The sequence below is a fragment of the Rhodococcus phenolicus genome (genome assembly GCF_001646785.1).
Classification (GTDB): Bacteria; Actinomycetota; Actinomycetes; order Mycobacteriales; family Mycobacteriaceae; genus Rhodococcus; species Rhodococcus phenolicus.
Genome location: NZ_LRRH01000035.1, coordinates 1 through 20,289, shown reverse-complemented (window position 1 = coordinate 20,289; position 20,289 = coordinate 1). Strand labels below are relative to the sequence as shown.

29 protein-coding genes are annotated in these 20,289 nt (G+C 68.5%); 13 read left to right on the top strand and 16 right to left on the bottom strand.

All coding sequences use genetic code 11. The features are described 5' to 3' along the window. Positions 1–37: 37 nt before the first annotated feature. From mbp1 to A8G15_RS10920, 3 genes are all read right to left on the bottom strand, one after another. Positions 38–274 (bottom strand): microaggregate-binding protein 1, encoded by a 237-nt coding sequence (mbp1, locus tag A8G15_RS10925; RefSeq protein WP_068158984.1) that lies wholly within the window; start codon positions 272–274, stop codon positions 38–40. An 81-nt stretch (positions 275–355) separates the two neighbouring features. Continuing rightward, positions 356–649 (bottom strand): DUF6480 family protein, encoded by a 294-nt coding sequence (locus tag A8G15_RS31775; protein ID WP_425415085.1) that lies wholly within the window; start codon positions 647–649, stop codon positions 356–358. Positions 650–658: 9 nt separating this feature from the next. Beyond that, positions 659–1,081 (bottom strand): DUF6292 family protein, encoded by a 423-nt coding sequence (locus A8G15_RS10920; RefSeq protein WP_068158981.1) that lies wholly within the window; start codon positions 1,079–1,081, stop codon positions 659–661. A gap of 173 nt (positions 1,082–1,254) precedes the next feature. Here A8G15_RS10920 and A8G15_RS10915 point away from each other — a divergent pair, with 173 nt between their 5' ends. The 3 genes from A8G15_RS10915 to A8G15_RS10905 all read left to right on the top strand — a co-directional run bounded on the left by A8G15_RS10915 (position 1,255) and on the right by A8G15_RS10905 (position 4,093). Beyond that, positions 1,255–1,497: a hypothetical protein gene (locus tag A8G15_RS10915; protein ID WP_068158980.1), complete on the top strand. Its 243-nt coding sequence runs from the start codon at positions 1,255–1,257 to the stop codon at positions 1,495–1,497. 8 nt (positions 1,498–1,505) lie between these two features. Continuing rightward, positions 1,506–1,871: a hypothetical protein gene (locus A8G15_RS10910; RefSeq protein WP_068158978.1), complete on the top strand. Its 366-nt coding sequence runs from the start codon at positions 1,506–1,508 to the stop codon at positions 1,869–1,871. An 83-nt stretch (positions 1,872–1,954) separates the two neighbouring features. Continuing rightward, positions 1,955–4,093: a catalase gene (locus A8G15_RS10905; protein WP_068159086.1), complete on the top strand. Its 2,139-nt coding sequence runs from the start codon at positions 1,955–1,957 to the stop codon at positions 4,091–4,093. 35 nt (positions 4,094–4,128) lie between these two features. Here A8G15_RS10905 and A8G15_RS29815 read toward each other — a convergent pair whose 3' ends face one another. From A8G15_RS29815 to A8G15_RS10890, 3 genes are all read right to left on the bottom strand, one after another. Next, positions 4,129–4,590 carry a Ppx/GppA phosphatase family protein gene (locus tag A8G15_RS29815; RefSeq protein WP_156665337.1) on the bottom strand — a complete coding sequence of 154 codons (462 nt, stop codon included), beginning with the start codon at positions 4,588–4,590 and terminating at the stop codon, positions 4,129–4,131. After that, on the bottom strand, positions 4,542–4,835 hold the full coding sequence (locus A8G15_RS30560) for a hypothetical protein (protein ID WP_169833882.1): 294 nt from the start codon (positions 4,833–4,835) through the stop codon (positions 4,542–4,544). The genes A8G15_RS29815 and A8G15_RS30560 overlap by 49 nt, the downstream gene beginning before the upstream one ends. Positions 4,836–4,902: 67 nt before the next feature. Beyond that, positions 4,903–6,396 (bottom strand): aminotransferase class I/II-fold pyridoxal phosphate-dependent enzyme, encoded by a 1,494-nt coding sequence (locus A8G15_RS10890; RefSeq protein ID WP_068158971.1) that lies wholly within the window; start codon positions 6,394–6,396, stop codon positions 4,903–4,905. 20 nt (positions 6,397–6,416) lie between these two features. Here A8G15_RS10890 and A8G15_RS32220 point away from each other — a divergent pair, with 20 nt between their 5' ends. Beyond that, the gene (locus tag A8G15_RS32220) at positions 6,417–6,539 is read left to right on the top strand and encodes a hypothetical protein (RefSeq protein WP_281180624.1); all 123 of its coding nucleotides are present in this window, start codon (positions 6,417–6,419) and stop codon (positions 6,537–6,539) included. A gap of 22 nt (positions 6,540–6,561) precedes the next feature. On the opposite strand, the gene A8G15_RS10885 is transcribed toward A8G15_RS32220, so the two are convergent. Genes A8G15_RS10885 through A8G15_RS10870 form a run of 4 tightly spaced genes read right to left on the bottom strand, consistent with a single transcriptional unit; the run spans position 6,562 to position 8,936 of the window. Then, a complete protein-coding gene (locus tag A8G15_RS10885) occupies positions 6,562–6,879 on the bottom strand; it encodes a hypothetical protein (protein ID WP_068158969.1) in 318 nt (105 codons plus the stop codon). Then, entirely contained in the window at positions 6,866–7,270 is a 405-nt protein-coding gene (locus tag A8G15_RS10880; RefSeq protein WP_068158967.1) for a hypothetical protein, read from the bottom strand. Before A8G15_RS10880 ends, A8G15_RS10885 begins: the two co-directional genes overlap by 14 nt. Beyond that, on the bottom strand, positions 7,267–8,496 hold the full coding sequence (locus A8G15_RS10875; protein ID WP_068158965.1) for an NRAMP family divalent metal transporter: 1,230 nt from the start codon (positions 8,494–8,496) through the stop codon (positions 7,267–7,269). The genes A8G15_RS10880 and A8G15_RS10875 overlap by 4 nt, the downstream gene beginning before the upstream one ends. After that, positions 8,493–8,936: a hypothetical protein gene (locus tag A8G15_RS10870; protein ID WP_245687796.1), complete on the bottom strand. Its 444-nt coding sequence runs from the start codon at positions 8,934–8,936 to the stop codon at positions 8,493–8,495. The genes A8G15_RS10875 and A8G15_RS10870 overlap by 4 nt, the downstream gene beginning before the upstream one ends. Before the next feature lie 205 nt (positions 8,937–9,141). On the opposite strand from A8G15_RS10870, the gene A8G15_RS10865 reads away from it, so the two are divergent. Then, on the top strand, positions 9,142–9,849 hold the full coding sequence (locus tag A8G15_RS10865; protein WP_068158961.1) for a PAS and ANTAR domain-containing protein: 708 nt from the start codon (positions 9,142–9,144) through the stop codon (positions 9,847–9,849). 101 nt (positions 9,850–9,950) lie between these two features. On the opposite strand, the gene A8G15_RS10860 is transcribed toward A8G15_RS10865, so the two are convergent. Continuing rightward, on the bottom strand, positions 9,951–10,526 hold the full coding sequence (locus A8G15_RS10860) for a hemerythrin domain-containing protein (RefSeq protein WP_068158959.1): 576 nt from the start codon (positions 10,524–10,526) through the stop codon (positions 9,951–9,953). Positions 10,527–10,734: 208 nt separating this feature from the next. Between A8G15_RS10860 and A8G15_RS31770 the strand changes: the two genes are divergently transcribed. The 4 genes from A8G15_RS31770 to A8G15_RS10840 are packed head-to-tail and all read left to right on the top strand — an operon-like array spanning position 10,735 to position 14,781. Next, positions 10,735–11,787: a glycosyltransferase family protein gene (locus A8G15_RS31770; protein WP_068159085.1), complete on the top strand. Its 1,053-nt coding sequence runs from the start codon at positions 10,735–10,737 to the stop codon at positions 11,785–11,787. Continuing rightward, complete coding sequence (locus A8G15_RS10850; protein WP_068158957.1) at positions 11,784–12,890, top strand: glycosyltransferase family 4 protein; 1,107 nt, start codon at positions 11,784–11,786, stop codon at positions 12,888–12,890. Before A8G15_RS31770 ends, A8G15_RS10850 begins: the two co-directional genes overlap by 4 nt. Continuing rightward, complete coding sequence (locus A8G15_RS10845) at positions 12,887–13,891, top strand: glycosyltransferase family protein (protein WP_068158955.1); 1,005 nt, start codon at positions 12,887–12,889, stop codon at positions 13,889–13,891. Before A8G15_RS10850 ends, A8G15_RS10845 begins: the two co-directional genes overlap by 4 nt. Then, entirely contained in the window at positions 13,888–14,781 is an 894-nt protein-coding gene (locus tag A8G15_RS10840) for a glycosyltransferase family 2 protein (protein ID WP_068158954.1), read from the top strand. The genes A8G15_RS10845 and A8G15_RS10840 overlap by 4 nt, the downstream gene beginning before the upstream one ends. On the opposite strand, the gene A8G15_RS10835 is transcribed toward A8G15_RS10840, so the two are convergent. Further along, positions 14,739–15,212, bottom strand: coding sequence for a hypothetical protein (locus A8G15_RS10835; protein WP_068158953.1), 474 nt, complete (start codon positions 15,210–15,212; stop codon positions 14,739–14,741). The genes A8G15_RS10840 and A8G15_RS10835 overlap by 43 nt on opposite strands. An 81-nt stretch (positions 15,213–15,293) precedes the next feature. Then, a complete protein-coding gene (locus A8G15_RS10830) occupies positions 15,294–16,172 on the bottom strand; it encodes an alpha/beta fold hydrolase (RefSeq protein WP_068158951.1) in 879 nt (292 codons plus the stop codon). 80 nt (positions 16,173–16,252) lie between these two features. Between A8G15_RS10830 and A8G15_RS10825 the strand changes: the two genes are divergently transcribed. Both A8G15_RS10825 and A8G15_RS10820 read left to right on the top strand, forming a co-directional pair. Then, entirely contained in the window at positions 16,253–16,732 is a 480-nt protein-coding gene (locus A8G15_RS10825; protein WP_068158949.1) for a MarR family winged helix-turn-helix transcriptional regulator, read from the top strand. A gap of 25 nt (positions 16,733–16,757) precedes the next feature. Continuing rightward, positions 16,758–17,126 (top strand): DUF2834 domain-containing protein, encoded by a 369-nt coding sequence (locus A8G15_RS10820; protein WP_068158947.1) that lies wholly within the window; start codon positions 16,758–16,760, stop codon positions 17,124–17,126. A gap of 10 nt (positions 17,127–17,136) precedes the next feature. On the opposite strand, the gene A8G15_RS10815 is transcribed toward A8G15_RS10820, so the two are convergent. Both A8G15_RS10815 and A8G15_RS10810 read right to left on the bottom strand, forming a co-directional pair. Next, complete coding sequence (locus tag A8G15_RS10815; protein ID WP_245687795.1) at positions 17,137–17,505, bottom strand: STAS domain-containing protein; 369 nt, start codon at positions 17,503–17,505, stop codon at positions 17,137–17,139. A gap of 201 nt (positions 17,506–17,706) precedes the next feature. Further along, complete coding sequence (locus A8G15_RS10810; RefSeq protein WP_068158946.1) at positions 17,707–18,429, bottom strand: GAF and ANTAR domain-containing protein; 723 nt, start codon at positions 18,427–18,429, stop codon at positions 17,707–17,709. A gap of 149 nt (positions 18,430–18,578) precedes the next feature. Between A8G15_RS10810 and A8G15_RS10805 the strand changes: the two genes are divergently transcribed. Together A8G15_RS10805 and A8G15_RS10800 are read left to right on the top strand one after the other, a co-directional pair. Then, positions 18,579–19,007 (top strand): ATP-binding protein, encoded by a 429-nt coding sequence (locus A8G15_RS10805; RefSeq protein WP_068158944.1) that lies wholly within the window; start codon positions 18,579–18,581, stop codon positions 19,005–19,007. Then, complete coding sequence (locus A8G15_RS10800) at positions 19,004–19,789, top strand: SigB/SigF/SigG family RNA polymerase sigma factor (protein ID WP_068158942.1); 786 nt, start codon at positions 19,004–19,006, stop codon at positions 19,787–19,789. The genes A8G15_RS10805 and A8G15_RS10800 overlap by 4 nt, the downstream gene beginning before the upstream one ends. A 19-nt stretch (positions 19,790–19,808) precedes the next feature. On the opposite strand, the gene A8G15_RS10795 is transcribed toward A8G15_RS10800, so the two are convergent. Next, on the bottom strand, positions 19,809–20,289 hold a 481-nt coding region (locus tag A8G15_RS10795; RefSeq protein ID WP_156665335.1), incomplete at its 5' end, for a zinc-binding dehydrogenase.

Sequence of the window (20,289 nt, the reverse complement as noted above, 5' to 3'; positions counted from 1 at the left end):
GGACTCCGGCCGCACCCGATCCGTCACTACATCGACATCACTGCTGTGAGCGTTGCCTGGCTTCGTCCGCCTCGGCTTCGGCCCTGGCCTTCTCCGCCTCCGCCTCCTTGCGGGCGACCTCGCGCTGGCTTTCCGCCTTGTCCTGCTGAGCGCGACCCTCGCGGGTCAGGTCGTCCTTGCCGGTGACGGCACCGACGGCTTCCTTGGCCTTGCCCTTGACATCCTCGACGACGCCCTTGACGCCCTCGCTGGGACCGCTCTTCTCGTCTGCCATGCGAATCCTCCTGTCGGATCTCTTCACTGACACCGAGGGGCTACCCCGCCGGGGCCGGCCTCAACCGGCCGGCGGTCGACATCACACGATTGCGGCAATCAGACCGATGATGACCGCGACGAACACGATCACGATCAGGACCACCGCGCCGAGTGTCATCCATCCGGTCGCGGGGAGGCCCTTTCTCGTCTCCGGTTCCGGCGCGGACAGCCCGGATGTGCCGGCCGATTCGGGAGGGGTCGTGCCGGGGGGAACCCCCCCCCACCGGGCTCGAGACCGGGTGTGGTGTCGGGATCTGGATCGGTGTTGCCGTGTTGTTCGGGATCGGGAACGGTCATCGGAGAGCCACCTTCCGGACGAACATGCTGTCCACACCGCGTACCCTCACTCGACGGCCGCAACACCTCCCGCGACACCGCCGTAGTCCGCGACCGCTCGCAGCGCCTCCTCGCGGGTCCCACGGGCCGGGGTCGTGCGCAGCGCCCGTCCGTCACGCCGGAGACGCTCCAAGAACGACAGCACCGCCGCCGGTGTCGGCACCCGTACCGATCCGAGGTAGCCGGCGAGGATCATGTCCTCGCCGGACCCGGTCTCCACGGCCAGCGCCCACCCTTCGTCCGGTGTCCACACGAGAGCCACCTCGCGCCCCGGGTACAGCTCGAGCGCCGGGATGCCCACGTAGGCCTCCCAGGCGCCGTCCTCCTGCACCGCCCAGTTCCCGGCGGGGACGCCCAGTTCCTGAGCAACCTGCTCGATGTAGAGGGTGAACCCCCGGACCACCACCTCGTCACCCGACGGCCGTGCCATCACGCTCTCCTCACATCCGCAGGACCGGCGCCGCGCTGATCCAGCGGAACGGGAACACCACGCCGGACGAATCCGACACCACTGTGGTTTTCAGTATGCCCCCGCCGCGTCTCGTTTGGTCGGGTACGCGCGCGGGCACTCGACTGCTGAGCCCAACGGAAGGAGGGAATGGCATGCCTACATGCGACACCTGCGGAAACGATTACGACAAGACGTTCACCGTGACCCGTGACAGCGTGACCGGAACCTACGACAGTTTCGAATGCGCAGCCCAGGCGATGGCCCCGACGTGCGCGCACTGCGACTGCCGGATCCTCGGCCACGGCGTCGAGGTCGACGACACCATCTACTGCTGCGCGCACTGCGCGCGGGCCGCCGGCCGGCCCGAAGTCACCGACCGCGCCGCGCACGTGTGAGGGTCTCCATGAGCCAGGATGTCGAGAAGCGGTGGAGCGACCCGGCGACCTTCCGGTCCGCGTTGTGGTACGCGGCGATCGTGGTGGCCGTCGCATTGGTCGTGATGGCCGTGGCGGTGGTGTGGGGCCTGGCCGCCGCCGGGGACCGCTGCGCCGAGGAGTCGTTCGCGGTGTGCACCACCCCGGCGAAGCAGATCCTCGCGATCGGGCCGCCCGCCGTTCTGCTGATCGGCGGGCTCGGCGCGCTGTTCCGGTCCTACCGCACGTGGCAGCGGCACGGCTCGTGGCCGATCTGGCAGGGCGTCGGATGGGCGCTGCTCGTCGCGATGATCGTGTTCCTGATGTTCTCCTTCGGTGTTCTCGTCAGCGGCTGACGATTCGCCGGTCCCCTCTGCGGGTAGCCACGTGTGAACGCAGTTGCCCCCTGCGACACGTGGCACCCGGAACGGAGGACATCATGTCGAAGACCGGCCCGAACGGGTCTGCGCGCGAGCCCGAAGAACGCGATCCGAAGGACGCGCAGCTCGACGGCTTCCGCGTCGACCGCAACTCCGGGTATCTCACCACTCAGCAGGGCGTGCGCGTCGACCACGACGACGACTCCCTCACGGCCGGAACCCGGGGACCGACTCTTCTCGAGGACTTCCACGCACGCGAGAAGATCACCCATTTCGACCACGAGCGCATCCCGGAGAGGGTCGTGCACGCGCGGGGCGCCGGCGCATACGGCTTCTTCGAGCCCTACGACGAGTCGCTCGCCGAGTTCACCGCCGCCCGCTTCCTCACCACCCCGGGGCTGCGGACCCCGGTGTTCGTGCGGTTCTCGACCGTCGCGGGATCCCGCGGCTCCGCGGACACGGTCCGCGACGTCCGGGGGTTCGCGACGAAGTTCTACACCGCGCAGGGTAACTATGATCTGGTCGGCAACAACTTTCCGGTCTTCTTCATCCAGGACGGCATCAAGTTCCCGGACTTCGTGCACGCGGTGAAACCGGAGCCGGACAACGAGATTCCGCAGGCGCAATCCGCCCACGACACGTTCTGGGATTTCGTGTCGCTGCAGCCGGAGACGCTGCACACGGTGATGTGGCTGATGTCGGACCGGGCATTGCCGCGCAGTTACCGGATGATGCAGGGCTTCGGCGTCCACACGTTCCGGTTCGTCAACGCACAGGGCACCGGAACGTTCGTCAAGTTCCACTGGACTCCGAAGCTCGGTACGCACTCCCTGGTCTGGGACGAATGCCAGAAGATCGCGGGTAAGGATCCCGACTTCAACCGCCGTGATCTGTGGGACGCGATCGACTCGGGGCAGTATCCCGAGTGGGAACTGGGTGTGCAATTGATCTCCGAGTCCGACGAATTCGCTTTCGATTTCGATCTTCTCGACGCCACGAAGATCATTCCCGAGGAGCAGGTTCCAGTGCGGTCCGTCGGCAGGATGGTGCTCGATCGAAACCCGGACAACTTCTTCGCCGAGACCGAGCAGGTCGCCTTCCACACCGCGAATCTGGTGCCGGGCATCGACTTCACGAACGATCCACTGCTGCAGGCCCGCAACTTCTCCTATCTCGACACCCAGTTGATCCGGTTGGGTGGCCCGAACTTCTCGCATCTCCCGGTCAACCGGCCCGTCGCCGAGGTGCGCACCCACCAGCACGACGGCTACAGCCAGCCCACGATCCAGCGGGGAAAGGCGTCGTACCACAAGAATTCGCTCGGCAGCGGGTGCCCGGCACTGGCCGACCAGGAAGTGTTCTCACACTACGCGAAGTATGTGGACGGGCACGTCGTGCGGGCCCGCAGTGACAGCTTCACCGACCACTACAGCCAGCCGCGTCTGTTCTGGCGCAGCATGTCCGGCATCGAAGCCGATCACATCGTCGCGGCCTTCGCCTTCGAGCTCGGCAAGGTCACCGACATCGACATCCGCGAACGCGTGGTGGCCCAGCTCGACCTCGTCCACCACGGCCTGGCAACCCGGGTCGCAACCGAGCTCGGACTCGGGACTCCCCCGGAATCCCCGGTCGTCGACATCGCGGCGCCTTCCCCCGCGCTGTCGCAACTCAACACCGCCATGGACAGCATCGTCAGCCGGAAGGTCGCCGTGCTCGCCGCGGACGGTGTCGATGTCACAGGCGTCGAGCGCCTCGTCGAAGCACTCACCGAACGCGGCGCGATCGTCGAGGTGCTCGCGCCCAAGGCCGGCGGTGTCCTCGCCGGCGGATCCGGCGGCGAGATCGCCGTCGACCGCGCGATCACCACCATGGCGTCCGTGCTGTACGACGCCGTGGTCGTCCCGTGCGGTCCCGACTCGGTCGCGGCCCTCAGAAGTGACGGCTACACACTGCATTTCCTGGCCGAGGCGTACAAGCACAACAAGCCGATCGCCGCGTTCGGCGCGGGACTGGACCTGCTGCCCGCCGCGGGACTGGACTGCCCGGTTGCCGAGGGCAGCGATGTCGTCACCTATGCGGGTGTAGTGACTTCGACCGCCGCCGAGGCATCGCTGGCGGACGAGTTCTTCGACGTTTTCGCGGACATCATGGCCCGGCACAGGGTGTGGGAGCGGGACGTGGACGCGGTGTCGGCCTGAGTCCGGCGGAGCCGGTTCTGCTCCGCGTGTCAGATCTACTTCGGCAGGGTGGTCACCGTCGCGCCCACCTCCGGGCGGGGCGGTAACGCCTGCAGTGGCAGCGCGTCACGGTCGTCGGCGACCGACGACAGGTGCCGCAACACGATTCCCTCGCGCAATGCCCACGGACTGATCTCGAGACTGTCCAGCCCCAACGCCGTCATCGCGCATTCGGCGACGATCCCGCCGGCGACCACCTGCCGCGCCCGTGACTCCGACACCCCGGACAGGCGGCTGCGGTGCTGCGCGGGCATTCCCGCGAGCTTCTCGATCACCCGGTGCAGTTCGTCGAGCTGCAGGGTGCGGGTCACGAACGGCCCTTTGCGCTGTGCCGGGCACCCCGTCAACCGCGCCGGCTGCTTGAACGTATTCGACGCTCCGACGGTGACGTGCGGATCGCCTTCCCACTTCAGCTGGTCGGACGCGTCGCCGAGTGTGTCCCGCACGTCTCGGCGCATCCGTTTGAGTTCCTTGGGCGTGGGCGGGTCGCCTCGTAGTGGTATGCGGCCTCGATCGCCGTCGCGACCGCACCGGCCGCGCGATCGGCGCCCGCGACACTGAGCGAACCGTCCGGCAGGATCTCGTCGGCCAGCTGCGTCGGCACCCTGATGGCGTGCACGGGCAGCGGGGGCGCACCCACCGCCGCCTCGACGATCTGCAGCTGCGCCGAGTTGGAACCGATGTCGAGAAGACCGAGCCTCACGCCCGCCGGGTACCCGGCCGTGGCGACACCCACACCCGGTCACCCGGCCGTTCCGCTGCGCGGCCACCTACTGCGCGACCACCCGGAACGTGTCGAGTTTCGGATCGGTGGCGTCGGGCACGGCCATCCCCGCCGCGAGGCCGCTGCGCAGGTAGTCGACGACGGCGTCGTCGAGCAGTTCCCCGGGCACGACCACCGGGATGCCGGGCGGATAGGGCGTCAGCATTTCGGCCGAGATCCGTCCGGATGCCTGGGCGGCGGGCACGTCCTCGATCTTCGGGGCGAAGAACGCCTCCCGGGGCGACATCCGCGATTCGAGCTGCAGTTCGTCGGGTGAGGGCAGCCGGATCGGCGGGGGCGGGTCGAATCCGTCCGCCGCGGCCGCGCAGTCTTCGAACGCCCTGATCAGCCGGTCGCCGGTGTCGGGGCCGTCCGCCATGGACATCGTGGCCATGATGCGGCGGTGGTCGGACAGACCCATGTCCACCCGGCAGTGCTCACGGATCCAGTCCGCGAATTGGTACCCGGAGGCTCCGGTCTCACTGACGTCGACGAGGATCTGGAGGCGGTCCAGATCGTGTGAGGCTTCGTGGCCGAGTAGCTCGTCCTCGAGGACCAGCAGCCCGGGAATCTGCGAAAGTCGTTCGCGCAGTTGCCCGCTCAATTCCAGCGCGTCGCCCAGGAGTTTCTCGCCGTGCTCGACCATCTGCCGGCGCCACGCGTCGATGCCGCTGTAGACGAGCACGTTCGGGCTCGTCGTCATCAGCAGGTCGGCGCACGTCGACAGGTGGTCGAAGTCGATGAGATCGCCCTGCGTATGGAAGACCGAACCCTGTTCGAATCCGGCTCCCATCTTGTGGACGCTGACCACACAGACGTCGGCGCCGGCATTCATCGCCCAGGTGGGCAGATCGTCGTGGAACGGTAGGTGTGCACCCCATGCCTCGTCGACGATGAGCGGCTTGCCCCGCTCGTGACAGATCTCTGCGATGCCCTCGATGTCCGCACACGTCCCGTACGGACTGGGCGAGACGATCAAGGCTCCTGCCGCGTCCGGGTGCTTTTCCCAGCCTTCCCGGATCTGCTCCGGCGACGGCGGGTGCGACATGTGCCGCTCGGCATCCCATTGGGGGGTGATCCACCGCGGCTGGATACCACCGAAGATCAGACCCCCCACGACGGATTTGTGGCAGTCCCGGCCGAGCAGGAGTCCACCTGCGCCACCACCCCCGCCGCCGTGCCCGGCCACCGCCATCATCGCCGCCTTCACCGACAGCGAGCTACCGCACGTCGAGAAGAACGTGTGTTCGGCGCCCACGGCTTCGGCCATCAGATCCTCGGCGTCCGACAGATACTCGTTGCGCGCGAGCCGGTCGTCGAGCCCTCCGGTGGACAACACATCCGACCGGTAGGCGTCACCGAGCACAGCCAGTGCACGTGGGTCGACGCCACGGCCCTGGCGATGCCCGGGCGGACTGAAGCCGTAGCGGTCCTGCCGCCGGTAGTCGGCGAGCGCGTCGAGCAACGGCGCCTTCCCCTGGTCCTTGCGATCTCCGCTCATGCCCTTCGGGTACCCGTTCGATGCTGGTTCGATTCTTCGCCACCGGGTACCCGCCCCTCATGGAACTGATCGCAATCCTCATCCTCATCGGCGTCGTCGTGTTCGTGATCGCCAAGCGTTCGGGGCCGCGCCAGCAAGGGTAGAACCGGCTGCGCGCAGGTCCGCTCACGGCAGCGCGGCTGCGAACCTCCGGTAACCGTCACGCACCTCGACCCACCCGTCCCCGACGCGCCGCACATCGGTCCACCGGACCAGGAACGCGCCCCGGTGCCGCCACCGCAGATAGCGTGCGATCAGCGCCGGTGCGTCGACCGATTTCCGTTCGTATCCGAGGAACGATCCGGACGACCGGGGACTGATCAGCAGCGCCACCAACGCCGGGGCGGAGCCCTCCTGCTGAGTGAACCGGACGTCGACGACCGTGCCCAGACGATGCCCGGCGCCGTCCCGTGCCTGTGCCCCGACGATCTCACCGAGCCGCACGACGACCTCCCGGAATCCGCCGGATGAGGTGATCGCGCACCCACCGCTCGACCCACAGATGGTCCAGGTCCTCGCCGTGCACCCTCAGGTGCACCGCGACATCGACGCAGTCCACGTCGCTCCATTCGACGCGATCCAGGCGTGAGTCCGGGGGTTTCCCCCCGAAGATGCGGGTGGGCAGCGCGTTGCCGCTCAGGATCGCTTCCACCCGTGGCGGAGCCGCTGCGGCCGGGATTTCCCGGCCCGGCTCGACACCGCCGAGTTCCAGATCGTCGACGGTGGTGACCGGAAGACCGTCGACGTCGACTACGAGCCGGTCCAGCAGATGCAACCGCGCGTCCAGAACCCGGCCCTCGACCGGCAGCGCAGGCAGTGCGTCGGATTCGGTCATGCGCCCGCTCCCGTCATGATCAGCAGTGGTATGGCGGCGGCCGAGGCCACCAGGATCACGGGCACGTAGGCCAGCGCGAAGGCGTTGACGAGCCGGCCGTTGACGTGCTCACCCATGTATTCGGGGTCGTTGGCGACGATGAGGATCGGAATGTAGGTCAGTGGCAGCGCCACCGCCGAGAACACCACCGAAACCTCGGTCACCAGAATGGGATCTACTCCGGTGACGAGTATCGCGAGGCCCAGGAGCAACGAAATGATCATCACCAGGTGGAAGCGGGCGGCGTCGGCCGGGGCCCGGAACTTGCCCCACCGCCACCCGAAGAACTGCGCGAGCGTGTAGCCGCTGGACAGGGTCGTCTCGAGGGCCGCACCGAAGGTCGCGGCGACGATGCCGACGATCGCGAACGCCACCGCCAGGCGACCGCCGGCCTCCGCCACGGGCAGCACGATCTGGGACAGGGACTCGACACCGATACTCTGCGGAAGCAGCACGACCGCGGCGCACGCGGCCACGCACACCGACAGGACCCCGCCGAGCGGAAAACCGACGAGCACGTTGAGCCGGGACTTGCCCAGATCTTCGACGGTCCATTTCTCCTCCCGCGCACCCGAGGAGAAGAAGAACACCTCGTAGGGCGTCATCGCCGCACCGAACAACGCCACCGCATAGAACCAGTACACCGCGGTCGACTCCGATTCGGGGATCGCCGGGGCGAGAATCTGTTCCCCCAGCTCCCCCCAATCGGGTCCGAGCAGAAACAGCGCAACGCCGAACACGATCAGGCACAGTCCGGCCAGTCCTGTGGCGTTCTCCATGAGGCCGAAACGCACCCGCCAGATCACGAGCCACACGGCGAATGCCGCGACCGGCAGCCACATCATCGGACCGATTCCGGACGCGAGCTGCAGAGCCAGCGCGATGCCGCCGACCTCGGCGGTGAGGGTCATGAGATTGATGAGGAACGACGCGGCCAGGTTCGCCAGCGCCGAGCGCGGACCGAGACGCTCGCGGATGATCTCGAACGTCGCGCGCCCACTGACCGCGGCGACCCGTCCGGCCATGTTGGCGTACAGGCAGATTCCGCCGACCCCCAATACGACCACCCAGACCAGGCTCAGCCCGAAGCGGGAGCCGACGACGGCGTTGGTGACCAGGTCCCCGATGTCGAGGAATCCGCCGATCGCGGTCAGGACGCCGAGGGCGACGGCGAACAGTTTCGTCACCTGGCCCCCTCACCGAACGCCGACAGCGAGTCGGTGAGGCGGGCGAGTTCCCCGTCGAGGGCCGGCGCGTCCGGGGAGCCGGGCACACCGGCGACGTGCCCGCGTGCCCTCCCGAGCGCGGACGCCGCGTCCTCCAGGTAGCCGAGCAGCACATCACGGTGCGCTGCCTCGTCCTCCGACGACGTCTCGGCGGTGGCCGCCGCGCTGTAGGAGGTGAGCACCGCCTCGAGGGCGTCGTCGAGCACGACGTCGGCGTGGTTGCCGGTGGTGCGATGGGCCGCGACCAGGGACAGGCCCAATTGCGCCGACGCGGTCGCCGACGCCGCATCCGCCGCTGCCCTCGAGAGGTCGCCTTCCGTTCCGCCGGGCATGCCCGAGCACCCGCACGACAAGGACACCACCACCGCTCCCGCGACCATGCCCCGACGCCAACGCAACACCGATACCTCCTGAGCCGCACCGCCGCATGTAGTGCGAACAGGGATACCCCGCGGCCGGGTTTCTCAACCGCGCGGTCGGTTTTGCGGGCCTGCGCCGGGGTCGGTTCGAGTGGCCGGCCGGCTCGAACCACAGGGGGGACATTCCCGACACACCCGACGCCGGGGTGCGGACTCGCGCGTGCGTCGCTCACGGCATAATCGAGTGATGACCGATTCCCCCACGGGCCCCCGCGCCGCGGACGAGTCGCGGCCCGACAGGCCGCAGCGGGTGGGCAGCTTCCGCTACGTCGTCGCCACCGACGAGTGGGAGTGGTCCGACGCGGTGGCCAGGATGCACGGGTACGAGTCCGGCATCATGCGCTTGACGACCGAACGGGTTCTGTCCCACAAGCATCCGGACGATCTCCCGCAGGTCGCCGAGATGCTCGAATCGCAGCGCACGAGCAACCGACCGTTCAGCAGCCGGCACCGGATCATCGACACCGGGGGCAACGTCAAACAGGTCGTCGTGGTCGGCGACGAACTCCTCGACGACCACAGCACGGTCATCGGCACGTCCGGGTTCTACGTCGACCTCACGGAGAGCTACGCGGACGACATCCGCGAGAACGTCGACGAAGCGCTGTCCACATTCGCCCTGTCCCGCGCCGTCATCGAACAGGCCAAAGGCGTCCTGATGCTGGCGTATGGAATCTCCGCCGATCATGCATTCGAGATCCTCACGTGGCGGTCCCAGGAAACGAACATCAAGCTCCGGGCGCTGGCACAGCGGATCGTCGACGCCGTCACCGGCGGGACCGGACCGAGGGTTCCGGACACGTGGCGCAACGAGTTCGACCACTTCCTCATGACCGTGGATCGGACCGTGCCGCGCGAGGATCGTGCGGAGGTCCCCACCGAATCCGGTCCGTAGGACTCACGCCGCCCGTCAGCTCGCGGACCGCGGCGGTTCGGGTACCGCTGCCGAGTCCGTGCGGCACCCGGTAGCACCTCCCTCCTCGACCGCCACCGAACTCATCGTTCGGTGCCGCGCCTGGTCACCGCATCCCGCATGCGGTCGAGCAGACCCGTGATCGGGCCGAGAATCTTGTCGCCCGGTGGTTCGTCCGGGGCCGACGGGTGCGGCCGCGTCGGTGCCAGCTTCTTCGTCGACTCCACCTTCCTGCCGAGATCCACCAGTTCGTCCTCGGTGAAGACGCTGCGCATGTGCGGGAAGATCTGGCCTTCCTCCTCGGCGACGTGTTCGCGGACCTCGTGCATCAGCAACGCGAGCTGTGCTTCGAACTCCGGCTCGTCCGGCTTCAGCCCTTCGAGCCGCTTCATGGTCTTCTCGGCCTCGGCGTGTTCCTCCTTGGCGTGTTCGGCCTCGCTCTCACTGACCTTCTTCTTCACCGCCGGATACACGTCGGCCTCCTCGGCGACCGAATGCCGGACCAGCTCGATGGTGACCTGGTCGGTGAGGTCCCGGCGCCGTTGCCGCGCCTCGTCGGTTCCGATGCCGTGGAGTGCCTCGAGTTCTGCGAACATCCGCTCCACTTCGCGATGGTCGTGGGTGAGGACCTCGATCACGTCCCGCTGACTCGTTGTCATGAGCTTCCTCCCTTCGGGTTGCTCCTGTGGCGGGTAGCCCGGTCCGCCGCGTCGGAAACCGTTCGGCGATCTCGGCTTCCCCGGCTGCCGGGTGTGGCCGACGGTGGCCCCGGGTACCCGGGCGCCGTCGCCCCGGCCGGACACCGTCCCTACGGCCGATCTCGTGGGAAGAGAGTGAACTGTGTTGCGCTCCATTCGTGTTGCGTCGGTGCCTGCCTCGCACGTCTACGTCCGCCACCTGGCGGACCCGGCCGACGACGGTGTGTCGCGGATGGCCGATCCGGTGCCGGCGGACGGCCGCACGGTCCCCGGTGGATGGTGGCCTCCGCTGATGCTCGAGCCCGGCTGGATCACGGATCATCACGCCGAGTTCGACGTCTTCCACGTTCATTTCGGATTCGACGCGATCGAGCCCGCCCAGCTCGAGGACATCGTCGCCGAACTCGACGAACATCGGATCCCGCTGGTGTACACGGTGCACGATCTTCGCAATCCACATCACGACGCTCCGGGTGCGCACGACAAGCAACTCGAGGTTCTCGTCCGCGCCGCCGCCGAGCTGATCACCCTCACACCCGGGGCAGCGGCACGGATCGAGGCGGAATGGGGCCGGAGCGCCACGGTCGTGCCGCATCCGCACGTCGTGGAGAAGGAATGGTTCGATCGGCCACGCCCGGCGCAGGACAGGTTCGTCGTCGGCGTGCATGCCAAGAGCCTGCGCGCGAACATGGACGTACTCCCGGTCGTCGAAACACTCTCGGAAACTGTCGGTTCACTGCCCGGGTCGGTGTTGCGCATCGACGTGCACGACGAGATCTTCGATCCGGACAATCATTGGTACGCGCCGGGGACCGGGGCCGCGCTGGCCGCATTCGCGGACCGTCCCGGCGTCGAGGTGCGCGTCCATCCCTACTTCTCCGACGACGAACTGTGGCGGTATCTGTCGTCGCTCACCGTCTCGGTTCTGCCCTACCGTTTCGGCACGCACTCGGGATGGCTCGAGGCCTGCCACGATCTGGGAACCGCGGTCGCCGCGCCCAGCTGCGGGTTCTACGGACAGCAGCAGACGTGCGCGGTCTTCGAGTTCGACGAGCACCGTTTCGATCCCGGTTCGCTCGACCGCAGCATCCGCGATCTGTACCACCGCAGGAACCGCCTGCCCCGAGCCGAGTGGGAGAGCAGGCTCGCCCAGCGCCGGGACATCGCGCGCAACCACCGGGAACTCTACGAACGGGCACTGCAGGAACGGGCGCGGTCGTGAACACCGAATCGTTGCGGATCGCCCTGATCGCGTCCAACCGGTTTCCCATTCGCGAGCCGTTCGCCGGCGGGCTCGAGGCACACATCTGGCATCTGGCCCGCGCTCTCACCGGTGCCGGGCACCGTGTGACCCTGTTCGCGGGGGAAGGCTCGGACCCGGGACTGCACGCGTCGCTCCTCGATGTGCACGCCTTCGAACCGAGTGCCGCGGCGCGGGCCGACGAGTCGATGGTGTCGGAGACGTTCCTGGCCGACCACCACGCGTATCTGTCGTTGATGCTGCAACTGGCCGGCCCGCTGTCGGGGCGGTTCGACGTGATCCACAACCACAGCCTCCACTACCTGCCGGTGGCGATGGCCCACACGCTCGGTACTCCGGTGGTGTGCACGCTGCACACACCCCCCACGCCGTGGATCGAATCCGCGCTGGCAGCACCCGGCGGTTGCCCTGCCACGTTCGTTGCGGTGAGTCGTCACACCGCCGCGGCGTGGCGTCCCGCACTCGGGACACCGGCCACCGTCATCCACAACGGTGTGAACCTGGAGGGGTGGCCGCGCGGGCCGGGCGGTACGGACCTGATGTGGTTCGGTCGCCTGGTGCCGGAGAAGGGCGCACACCTGGCCATCGAAGCGGCGCGCCGGGCGGGCCGGACCCTCCGGATCGCCGGACCGGTCTGCGCCCCATCCTATTTCGACGAGAAGATCGCACCTCATCTCGGCGACGACGTGATCCATCTCGGTCATCTGGACCGCGCCGACCTCGCCGCGGAGGTCGGCCGGTCGGCCGCGGTCCTGGTGACCCCGTGCTGGGACGAGCCCTACGGGCTGGTCGTCGCCGAGGCACTGGCCTGCGGAACGCCGGTGGTGGCGTTCGCCCGCGGAGCGATCCCCGAACTCCTCACACCCGACTGCGGGGTCCTCGTCCCCGACGATGACACCGCCGCGATGGCGGACGCCGTGCCGGTCGCAGCGACGCTCTCCCGCGAGGCCGCCCGCGCGCGGGCGCAGTCGTGCTGTTCCGAGCAGGCCATGGTCACCGCCTACCTCGACCTGTATCGACAACTCCTCCGAACCCCATGTCGCCCAGCGGAAGTGATCGGATGATCGGCTACTACATCCACCACCACGGCCACGGCCACCGTTCCCGCGCCGCTGCGATCTGCGCGCATCTGCGCACCCCGGTCACCGCTCTGAGCTCCGAACCGGTTCCCGACCCGGGCGGCGTGTTCGCCGACACCGTCGTCCTTCCCCGCGACGACGCCGCGCGGACCACGCAGGACCCGACCGCGCACGGAACGTTGCACTGGGTTCCCCGGCTCGATCCCGGCTTGCGGTGCCGCCAGGCGGCACTCGCCGCGTGGATCGAACGGGCACGGCCCACCGCGATCGTCGTGGACGTGTCCGTCGAGGTCACGCTGACGGCGCGACTGTTCGGCATCCCGGTGGTCACCGTCGCGATGCCCGGAAACCGCAGCGACGCACCGCATCAGCTCGCCTACCGGATGTCGGACCGGATCGTCGCCGCGTGGCCCCGGGCGATGTACGAACCGGACTGGCTGCAGCCCTTCCGTGATCGGGTCAACTACGTCGGCGGCATCAGCCGTTTCGACGGCCGATCCTCGTCGCCGGCGACCGGGTCCGGCGAGGACACGGTACTGGTTCTCGGTGGCAGCGGAGGGTCGTCCCTCACGGCGGCCGACCTCGAATCCTACACCGCATGCGATCCGCGCTTCGCGTGGGAAGGCCTCGGTGTCGCCGGACGCGAGTGGGTGGACGACCCCTGGCCTGCACTGTGCCGCGCGGGGATCGTCATCGGTCACGGTGGGCAGAACACCGTTGCCGACATCGCCGCGGCTCGGCGGCCGGCCGTGCTCGTCGCCGAGCAGCGGCCGTTCGACGAGCAGTGCGCCACCGTCACCGCCCTCGGCCACGCGGGCCTCGCCGTAGCCCTGACGGCATGGCCGGAGCCGCATGCCTGGCCCGGGTTGCTCGACCGTGCCCGCCGGTCCGACCCGGATCGCTGGGACCTGTGGTGCACAGACGGCGCCGCGGCGCGGGCAGCAGCGGCGATCGAGGAGGTCGCCGACGGAAGGACCCGCGTATGAGGATCTGGGTGGTCACCATCGCAGCCCGGCGGCACCGCCATCTGGAGCTGCAGGTGCGGGGGCTGCGGGACGGCGATCGGCGTCCCGACGGCCATGTCGTCGTCGCTATGGGCGACCGGGAGATCGAATCGACGGTCACGCGAGCGGGCAGCGATGCCTGCACCGTGTTCCTGCCCCACGACGACGGGCCCCTGCCGCTCGCGGCTGCCCGGAACCTCGGAGCCGACCGCGCCCTGGAACTCGGCGCGGAGTTGCTCGTGTTCCTCGACGTCGACTGCATTCCCGGACGCGCACTGGTGCGGCGCTACGAGAACGTTGCGGGCGACGATCGCTACCGGGAGGCGTTGTTGTGCGGGCCGGTCACGTACCTCCCGCCACCGCCGGTGGGCGGATACGACCTGAACCGGCTGCCCGCGATGGTCGATCCTCATCCGGCGCGTCCGATCCCGGACGAGGACGCCGTCCTTCCGTCACGAGACCACGATCTGTTCTGGTCCCTGTCGTTCGCAGTGAGGGCTGTGACGTGGCAGCGGCTCGGCGGCTTCTGCACCGAGTACACCGGCTACGGCGGGGAGGACACCGATTTCGGTTGCACGGTAGCCCGGTCCGGCGTGGACCTCGCCTGGGTCGGGGGCGCCCACGCATTCCACCAGCACCACCCGGTGTCCGATCCCCCCGTCGAGCACGCACACGACATCGTCACCAACGCAACACTTTTCCACCGCAGATGGGGCTGGTGGCCGATGCGCGGGTGGCTCGATCGATTCGCCGAACTGGGCGTGGCCAGATACGACTCCGGGCGGGACCGCTGGATCTGCACGGTCCCGGCCCGGTGCGAGCTGCGCCCTCAGAGGGAGTGCCGGCCCTCGCGATCCGTCTCGCCGCCCTGATCGGTGCGCAGGTCCCGCTGCGGTGCCCGAGGTTCCCGAACCTCCGGCCCCGCGGTCTCCGCAGCCCGCACATCGGTGTCGGAATCCGGCCGGGTGTCGGGATCGAGCCGGTCGGCGCGCTCACGCTGATCGTCCAGCGCACTGCGGGTCGAGCGGGCCTCTTCCTGCTGTACCTTGGCGCGGTTCTCCAGGCGGTTCGCCTCGGCCTGCTTCTCGGACGCCTCCGCGGCGGCCCGGCGGGCCTTGGCGGCGGTCTCGTCCGCGATCGCCGCACGCTGTTCGGCGATCGGTGCGCGTTCGGCGACCTGCGCGCGAAGATGTGCCGCTTCGGCGCGGCGATGTTGCGTCCGCCGCCTGGTCAGCAACCACGCCACCAGCAGCACGACGACGACGATCACGATTGCCAGCACGATCCAGCCCAGCGCATCCATGTCGAACCTCCGATCGAATCGGGTTTTCGAGGACATACCCGCTGGGCCGCCCCGGAAAACCCCAAGAGGCGTGACCGCAGGTCAGGCCGTACCGAGGCCCTCGAGGAGAGCGGCGTTCACCGCGTCGGCCGGGTGCAGGGGAAGCGTGTGGTGCGTGGCATCGTCGAGCACGACCGTCCGCGCGTCCGGCAGGACCTGCCGGACCGCGCGTTCGACCCGCGTGCTGTCGTGAACCTTGCTGTCGCGGGCGAGGATCACCGTGGTCGCGACGTGGAAGTCGCGGAACGCCCTCGCGGGCGGCCGCTTCGGGACGATCGTCTTCGAGGTCGGAAATGTCGCGGCGAGCGCGAGAAGATCCAGCCACTCCTCGTCCGGTCCGCGACCTCCGGTTTCCCACGCGACGAAGGCGCGTTCGCGATCTTCGTTCGGTCGCAGCAGGACCGGCAACGCGTGGAGCAGATAGCCGGGCCTCATCCCCGCGAAGCACGAATTCGGGTCGAGCAGAACGAGTTTGCCGAATCGTTCAGGGAAGCGCAGAGCCGCGGCGAGCGCGATCATCGCTCCGTACGAGTGGCCCACGGCGGCGAAGGTCTCCAGGCCGAGGCCGTCGACGACAGCGAGGAACCAGTCGAGCAGGTCGTCGACGTCGCGCGGCGGCCGCGGTCCGACGACGCTGCGTCCGGCGTCTCCGAGAATGTCGACGGCGTGGACGCGGTGCCGCGCGCCGAGCGCCGCGACGTTGGCGAACCAGGCCGTCGAGGTCGCACCCCCGCCGGGGAGCAGAACGACGGGCGGCGCGTCCGGCGGGCCGTACGCGTTGATCCGGGTCCTGCCGTGGCGGGATTCGACGTCGAACGATGTGGTGCCGTCCGGCCACCGGGCCAGGATCGTGTCGTAGGCGCGGTAGAACGCGGCGCCGCCCGCGGTGTTCGCGAATTCTTCGATCGTCGGCTGGGACATTGCAACCTCCGCCAGAAAAGTATCTCGATGATCGAGATAGTAGACTGGCGAGGTAATTACGTCGAGCCGGAGGAGCAGCGATGCCGGGCACGGAGGACAACCGACATCAGGCGATGGTTCACGGCCTGCGTGAGCTCGTGGTGCAGCTGAATCTGTTCGGCTCCGAGTTCGCCCGCCTGCACGGCCTGCACGCCACCGACGTACGTGCACTGATCGCGCTGCTCGACGCCGCCCGCGCCGGGACGATCGCGACGCCGGGATGGCTGGGACGGCAACTCGGACTGAACTCTGCGTCGACCACGGCTCTCGTCGACCGCCTGGAGAAGAGCGGCCTGATCTCGAGGGAACGCGACGCGCAGGATCGCCGGCGTGTGCGCTTGCAGGTCACCGAGTCCGCCGAACGGCTCGGGTGGGATTTCTTCGGCCCCCTCATCGGCCGGGCAGTCGGTGTCCTCGATTCCTTCTCCCCCGAGCAGATCGCCGCGATCGACGAATTCCTCTCACGCATGCGGACCGTGGTCGAGAATGTCCGCGAGACCACAGCGGCACCGACCCAGTGAACGTCGTCACCGGAAGGGCAGCACCGTGCAGGAGAAACATCTCGCGATCGCGTTCGCTGCACTGACGGTTGTCGGTGTCGTCGTTCCGTACGCCGCGCTGGTTCCGTTCCTGATCGAGCACGGCCTCGACACCGCGCAGATCGTGGACGAGATCACCGCGACCCGGCTGGGTGCGTTCGCGTGGCTCGACGTGCTGATCTCGGCCCTGGTCCTGCTGCTGGCCGCCTTCGGCACCGGCTGGATCACCACCGGTCGTGCACTGTGGGTCGCGCTCGCCATGTGCCTGGTCGGAGTGTCGGCGGGACTCCCCCTGTTCTTCTGCTTCGTCGTCGGGAACCGGGTGCCCCATGAAACGAGTCACCCTCGCCGTCCGGTGTCCGGCCGACGAGGGTGACTCCTTCGATCTACGCCGAGAGCCGGAGCGCTCCCATCGCGCTCTCGAGCGAGGAATGCAGATGCAGCCGGGTCTCCCCCGCAGCGAGCAACAGCCGCTGCACCGGGCGGTTGCCGACGAGGACCCACCGCGCGTCGCACTGGTGGGCCCTCGCGTCGAGTCCTTCGAACACCGAAAGCCCTGCGGACCCGATGAATTCGATTTCGGACAGGTCGAGCACCAGCCGTGCGGACGGACGCAGCCGCGCACTGGCGTAACGCCGCAACGCGGGAGCATTGAGCAGGTCGATTTCGCCCTGCACGCCGACGCGCATCACGTCACCGCTGATCCGCTCGGTCCTGAAACGCGCACCGGCGGACGTCTCGTCCGGCACGCCCACGCGGGCACCCCAACGTGTAGCGGCGCGAAAATTGGGAACAACAGTCATGACACTCCCATCGAATCGATGGGAAGGACCGCAGAAAGTGGGCGCCCGCCACGGATGCCCGCTCCCGCGATGCTTCCGGGTCCAGGCTGTGTGCTCAACCCGGACTCAGCCTACGTCAGGGGGCCACCGCGCTCAACGGAAGACACCGAAATCTCACGATTCGGACGGCCCGTCCGTTTTCTTCAGCGTTTCGACCACCTGTTTCGCGACATCCGACAATCGCAGATTCATCCGCTGGGACGCCTCCCGGAGCAACGTGAACGCGTCGTCCTCGGGCACCTCGTGCAGCGCCATGAGCAGTCCGATCGCCTTCCCGATCTCGCGGTTGCTCTCGAGGCCGAGACGCAGGGTTTGCGCTTGCTCCCGATGCGCCCGGGCGGTCAACGCCACCGACGCGAACGCCGCGAGCACCGCACCCGCATCGAGGGAGTCCTCGGTCAGCGCGCCCGGTGTGTCGGAGAAGATGTTGAGGGCCGCGACATCCGCCCCTTCGACGAGCAGGCGGAATCCCGCCGCCCCGCGGACCGGGGTGGATTCGAGAATCCACTTCGTCAGGGCAGGCCAGCGGGTCCGGACGGCCAGGTCCGCATCGAGTTCGGCGGTGTCGTTGTGCAGCACGTCCAGGCACGGGCCCTCGCCCAGCTCACGTTCGGCGGCGTCGATGCGGCGGGCCACGTCGTCGCCGGCCGCGACGGTGCGGATCGTCGACCCCCGGCGCAGCATGAGACTGGCACGGTCGCAACCGGGTACGAGCATCTGGGCGGCAATGCACAGTGCGGTACACATCTGCTCGTAGTCCTCGGGGCCGTACACGATTCCGGCGAGCCTCGTGAAGACGGCCGCGGTCTCCTGCTGCTGTCCATCCTCTGCGCTCATGCGAATCCCCCCTCTGCGCTCATGCGAATCCACCTTTCGCGGTCGCGATTCATACGCGGCCTACTTGGGTATTCTGCGCTCGAACGGGCGGTACCGGCTCACGTCGACCCGGCCACCGCCCGAGAATCCGACTGGAAGGGCCCGGACCCATGGCGACGACCGCTTCGATCGACTCGGACCGCGCACACACGCATCCCATCGTGGAACTGCGCGTCCGCGCCGACCCGGGACAGCTCCCCGTGCTGAGAGCTGTCGCCGCCGCGATCGCACTGCAGCACGACTTCGATCTCGACACGGTCGCCGATGTGAAGCTCGCCCTCGACGAAGCCGCCACGCGCCTGATCATGAGCGCCGTCGACGGGACCGACGTGACCTGCCGGTTCCAGGCGATCGCACCCGCCCTGCGCATCAGCGTGTCGGCCGGCACCCGCCCCTCGTCCACGACTTCCGCCCGCACGTTCGGCTGGCACGTCCTCAACTCCCTTGCCGACTCCGTCGACGTGCGCGTCGACGACACCCCGGCCGGCAGCGTCACCACCATCGATCTGTCGGTCACCGAAGGGAGTGCCGCTCGGTGACCGGGCACAGGCGCGACCCCGACGAATACGCCGACGTCCTCGCACTGTTCACCGAGATCGAGTCCCACAGCGTGGACGACCCGGCCCACGCTGCCCTGCGCGAGAAGATCGTCGAGCGCTGCCTCCCCCTCGCCGAACACATCGCGCGCCGCTTCGACGGACGCGGCGAGACGTTCGACGATCTCGTGCAGGTCGCGCGGCTCGGGCTGGTCAACGCCGTGGACCGCTTCGATCCGGAGCGCGGGTCGGATTTCGTGTCGTTCGCGGTCCCCACGATCATGGGAGAGGTCCGTCGGCACTTCCGCGACACCGGCTGGGCGGTGCGGGTGCCGCGCCGCATGAAGGAACTCCACATCGCCCTGAACAAGGCGACCGGCGAACTGTCGCAGCGGCTCGGGCGGGCGCCGACGGTCGCGGAGCTGGCCACCGAACTGGGCCTGGACCGCGAGGAGGTCGCCGAGGGCCTGGTCGCGGGCAACGCCTACCAGACCGTGTCGGTCGACCGCAGCGCCCAGACCGATTCCGGCGGGCACGGCGTCACCCTCGCCGACACGCTCGGCGAGTACGACTCCGCCCTGTCCGAGGTCGAGAACCACGAAACGCTGCGCCCGCTGCTGGAGGCCCTGCCCGAACGTGAACGCACGGTGGTGCTGCTCCGGTTCTTCGGGAACATGACGCAGACGCAGATCGCCGACCGGGTCGGGGTCTCCCAGATGCACGTGTCCCGCCTGCTCACCAAGACCCTGGCCCAGCTGCGTGAGCAGCTCGGCGACCAGTTCTGACAACGGCCGGTGCGGAGCCTCAGATCGTCGCAGCGTCGATGACGAAGCGGTAGCGCACCTCGCTCGCGACCACCCGATCGTAGGCGTCGTTGATCTGCTCGGCGCCGATCAGTTCGATCTCCGCGCCGATACCGTGCTCCGCGCAGAAGTCCAGCATCTCCTGGGTTTCCCCGATGCCACCGACGTTGGATCCGGCCAGCGCGCGGTTGTTGGCCCCGAGGCTGAACGCGCGCAGGGTGAGGGGATGTTCCGGCAGGCCCAGTTCGACGAGGGCGCCGTTCAGCCGCAGCAGCGACAGGTACCGATCCATGTCGAGGTTGACCGAGACTGTGTTGAGGATCAGGTCGAACCGGCTGCGCAGTTCCTTGAACACGGCGGGATCGCTCGTCGCACGGTAGTCGACGGCACCGAACCGCAGGCCGTCGTCCTTCTTCGACAGGGAATGCCCGAGCACGGTGACCTCGGCGCCGAGCGCGGCGGCGATCTTGACCCCGATGTGA

Coding starts and splice junctions, on each gene's coding strand:
- A8G15_RS10860 (WP_068158959.1), bottom strand. CDS start 10,526: ATGACAACGAGTCAGCGGGACGTGATCGAGGTCCTCACCCACGACCAT.
- A8G15_RS10890 (WP_068158971.1), bottom strand. CDS start 6,396: ATGAGCGGAGATCGCAAGGACCAGGGGAAGGCGCCGTTGCTCGACGCG.
- A8G15_RS10905 (WP_068159086.1), top strand. CDS start 1,955: ATGTCGAAGACCGGCCCGAACGGGTCTGCGCGCGAGCCCGAAGAACGC.
- A8G15_RS10910 (WP_068158978.1), top strand. CDS start 1,506: ATGAGCCAGGATGTCGAGAAGCGGTGGAGCGACCCGGCGACCTTCCGG.
- mbp1 (WP_068158984.1), bottom strand. CDS start 274: ATGGCAGACGAGAAGAGCGGTCCCAGCGAGGGCGTCAAGGGCGTCGTC.
- A8G15_RS10865 (WP_068158961.1), top strand. CDS start 9,142: ATGACCGATTCCCCCACGGGCCCCCGCGCCGCGGACGAGTCGCGGCCC.
- A8G15_RS10880 (WP_068158967.1), bottom strand. CDS start 7,270: ATGACCGAATCCGACGCACTGCCTGCGCTGCCGGTCGAGGGCCGGGTT.
- A8G15_RS29815 (WP_156665337.1), bottom strand. CDS start 4,590: ATGCGCCGAGACGTGCGGGACACACTCGGCGACGCGTCCGACCAGCTG.
- A8G15_RS10810 (WP_068158946.1), bottom strand. CDS start 18,429: ATGAGCGCAGAGGATGGACAGCAGCAGGAGACCGCGGCCGTCTTCACG.
- A8G15_RS10920 (WP_068158981.1), bottom strand. CDS start 1,081: ATGGCACGGCCGTCGGGTGACGAGGTGGTGGTCCGGGGGTTCACCCTC.
- A8G15_RS10830 (WP_068158951.1), bottom strand. CDS start 16,172: ATGTCCCAGCCGACGATCGAAGAATTCGCGAACACCGCGGGCGGCGCC.
- A8G15_RS10840 (WP_068158954.1), top strand. CDS start 13,888: ATGAGGATCTGGGTGGTCACCATCGCAGCCCGGCGGCACCGCCATCTG.
- A8G15_RS32220 (WP_281180624.1), top strand. CDS start 6,417: ATGCTGGTTCGATTCTTCGCCACCGGGTACCCGCCCCTCATGGAACTG.
- A8G15_RS10825 (WP_068158949.1), top strand. CDS start 16,253: ATGCCGGGCACGGAGGACAACCGACATCAGGCGATGGTTCACGGCCTG.
- A8G15_RS10805 (WP_068158944.1), top strand. CDS start 18,579: ATGGCGACGACCGCTTCGATCGACTCGGACCGCGCACACACGCATCCC.
- A8G15_RS10915 (WP_068158980.1), top strand. CDS start 1,255: ATGCCTACATGCGACACCTGCGGAAACGATTACGACAAGACGTTCACC.
- A8G15_RS10835 (WP_068158953.1), bottom strand. CDS start 15,212: ATGGATGCGCTGGGCTGGATCGTGCTGGCAATCGTGATCGTCGTCGTC.
- A8G15_RS10845 (WP_068158955.1), top strand. CDS start 12,887: ATGATCGGCTACTACATCCACCACCACGGCCACGGCCACCGTTCCCGC.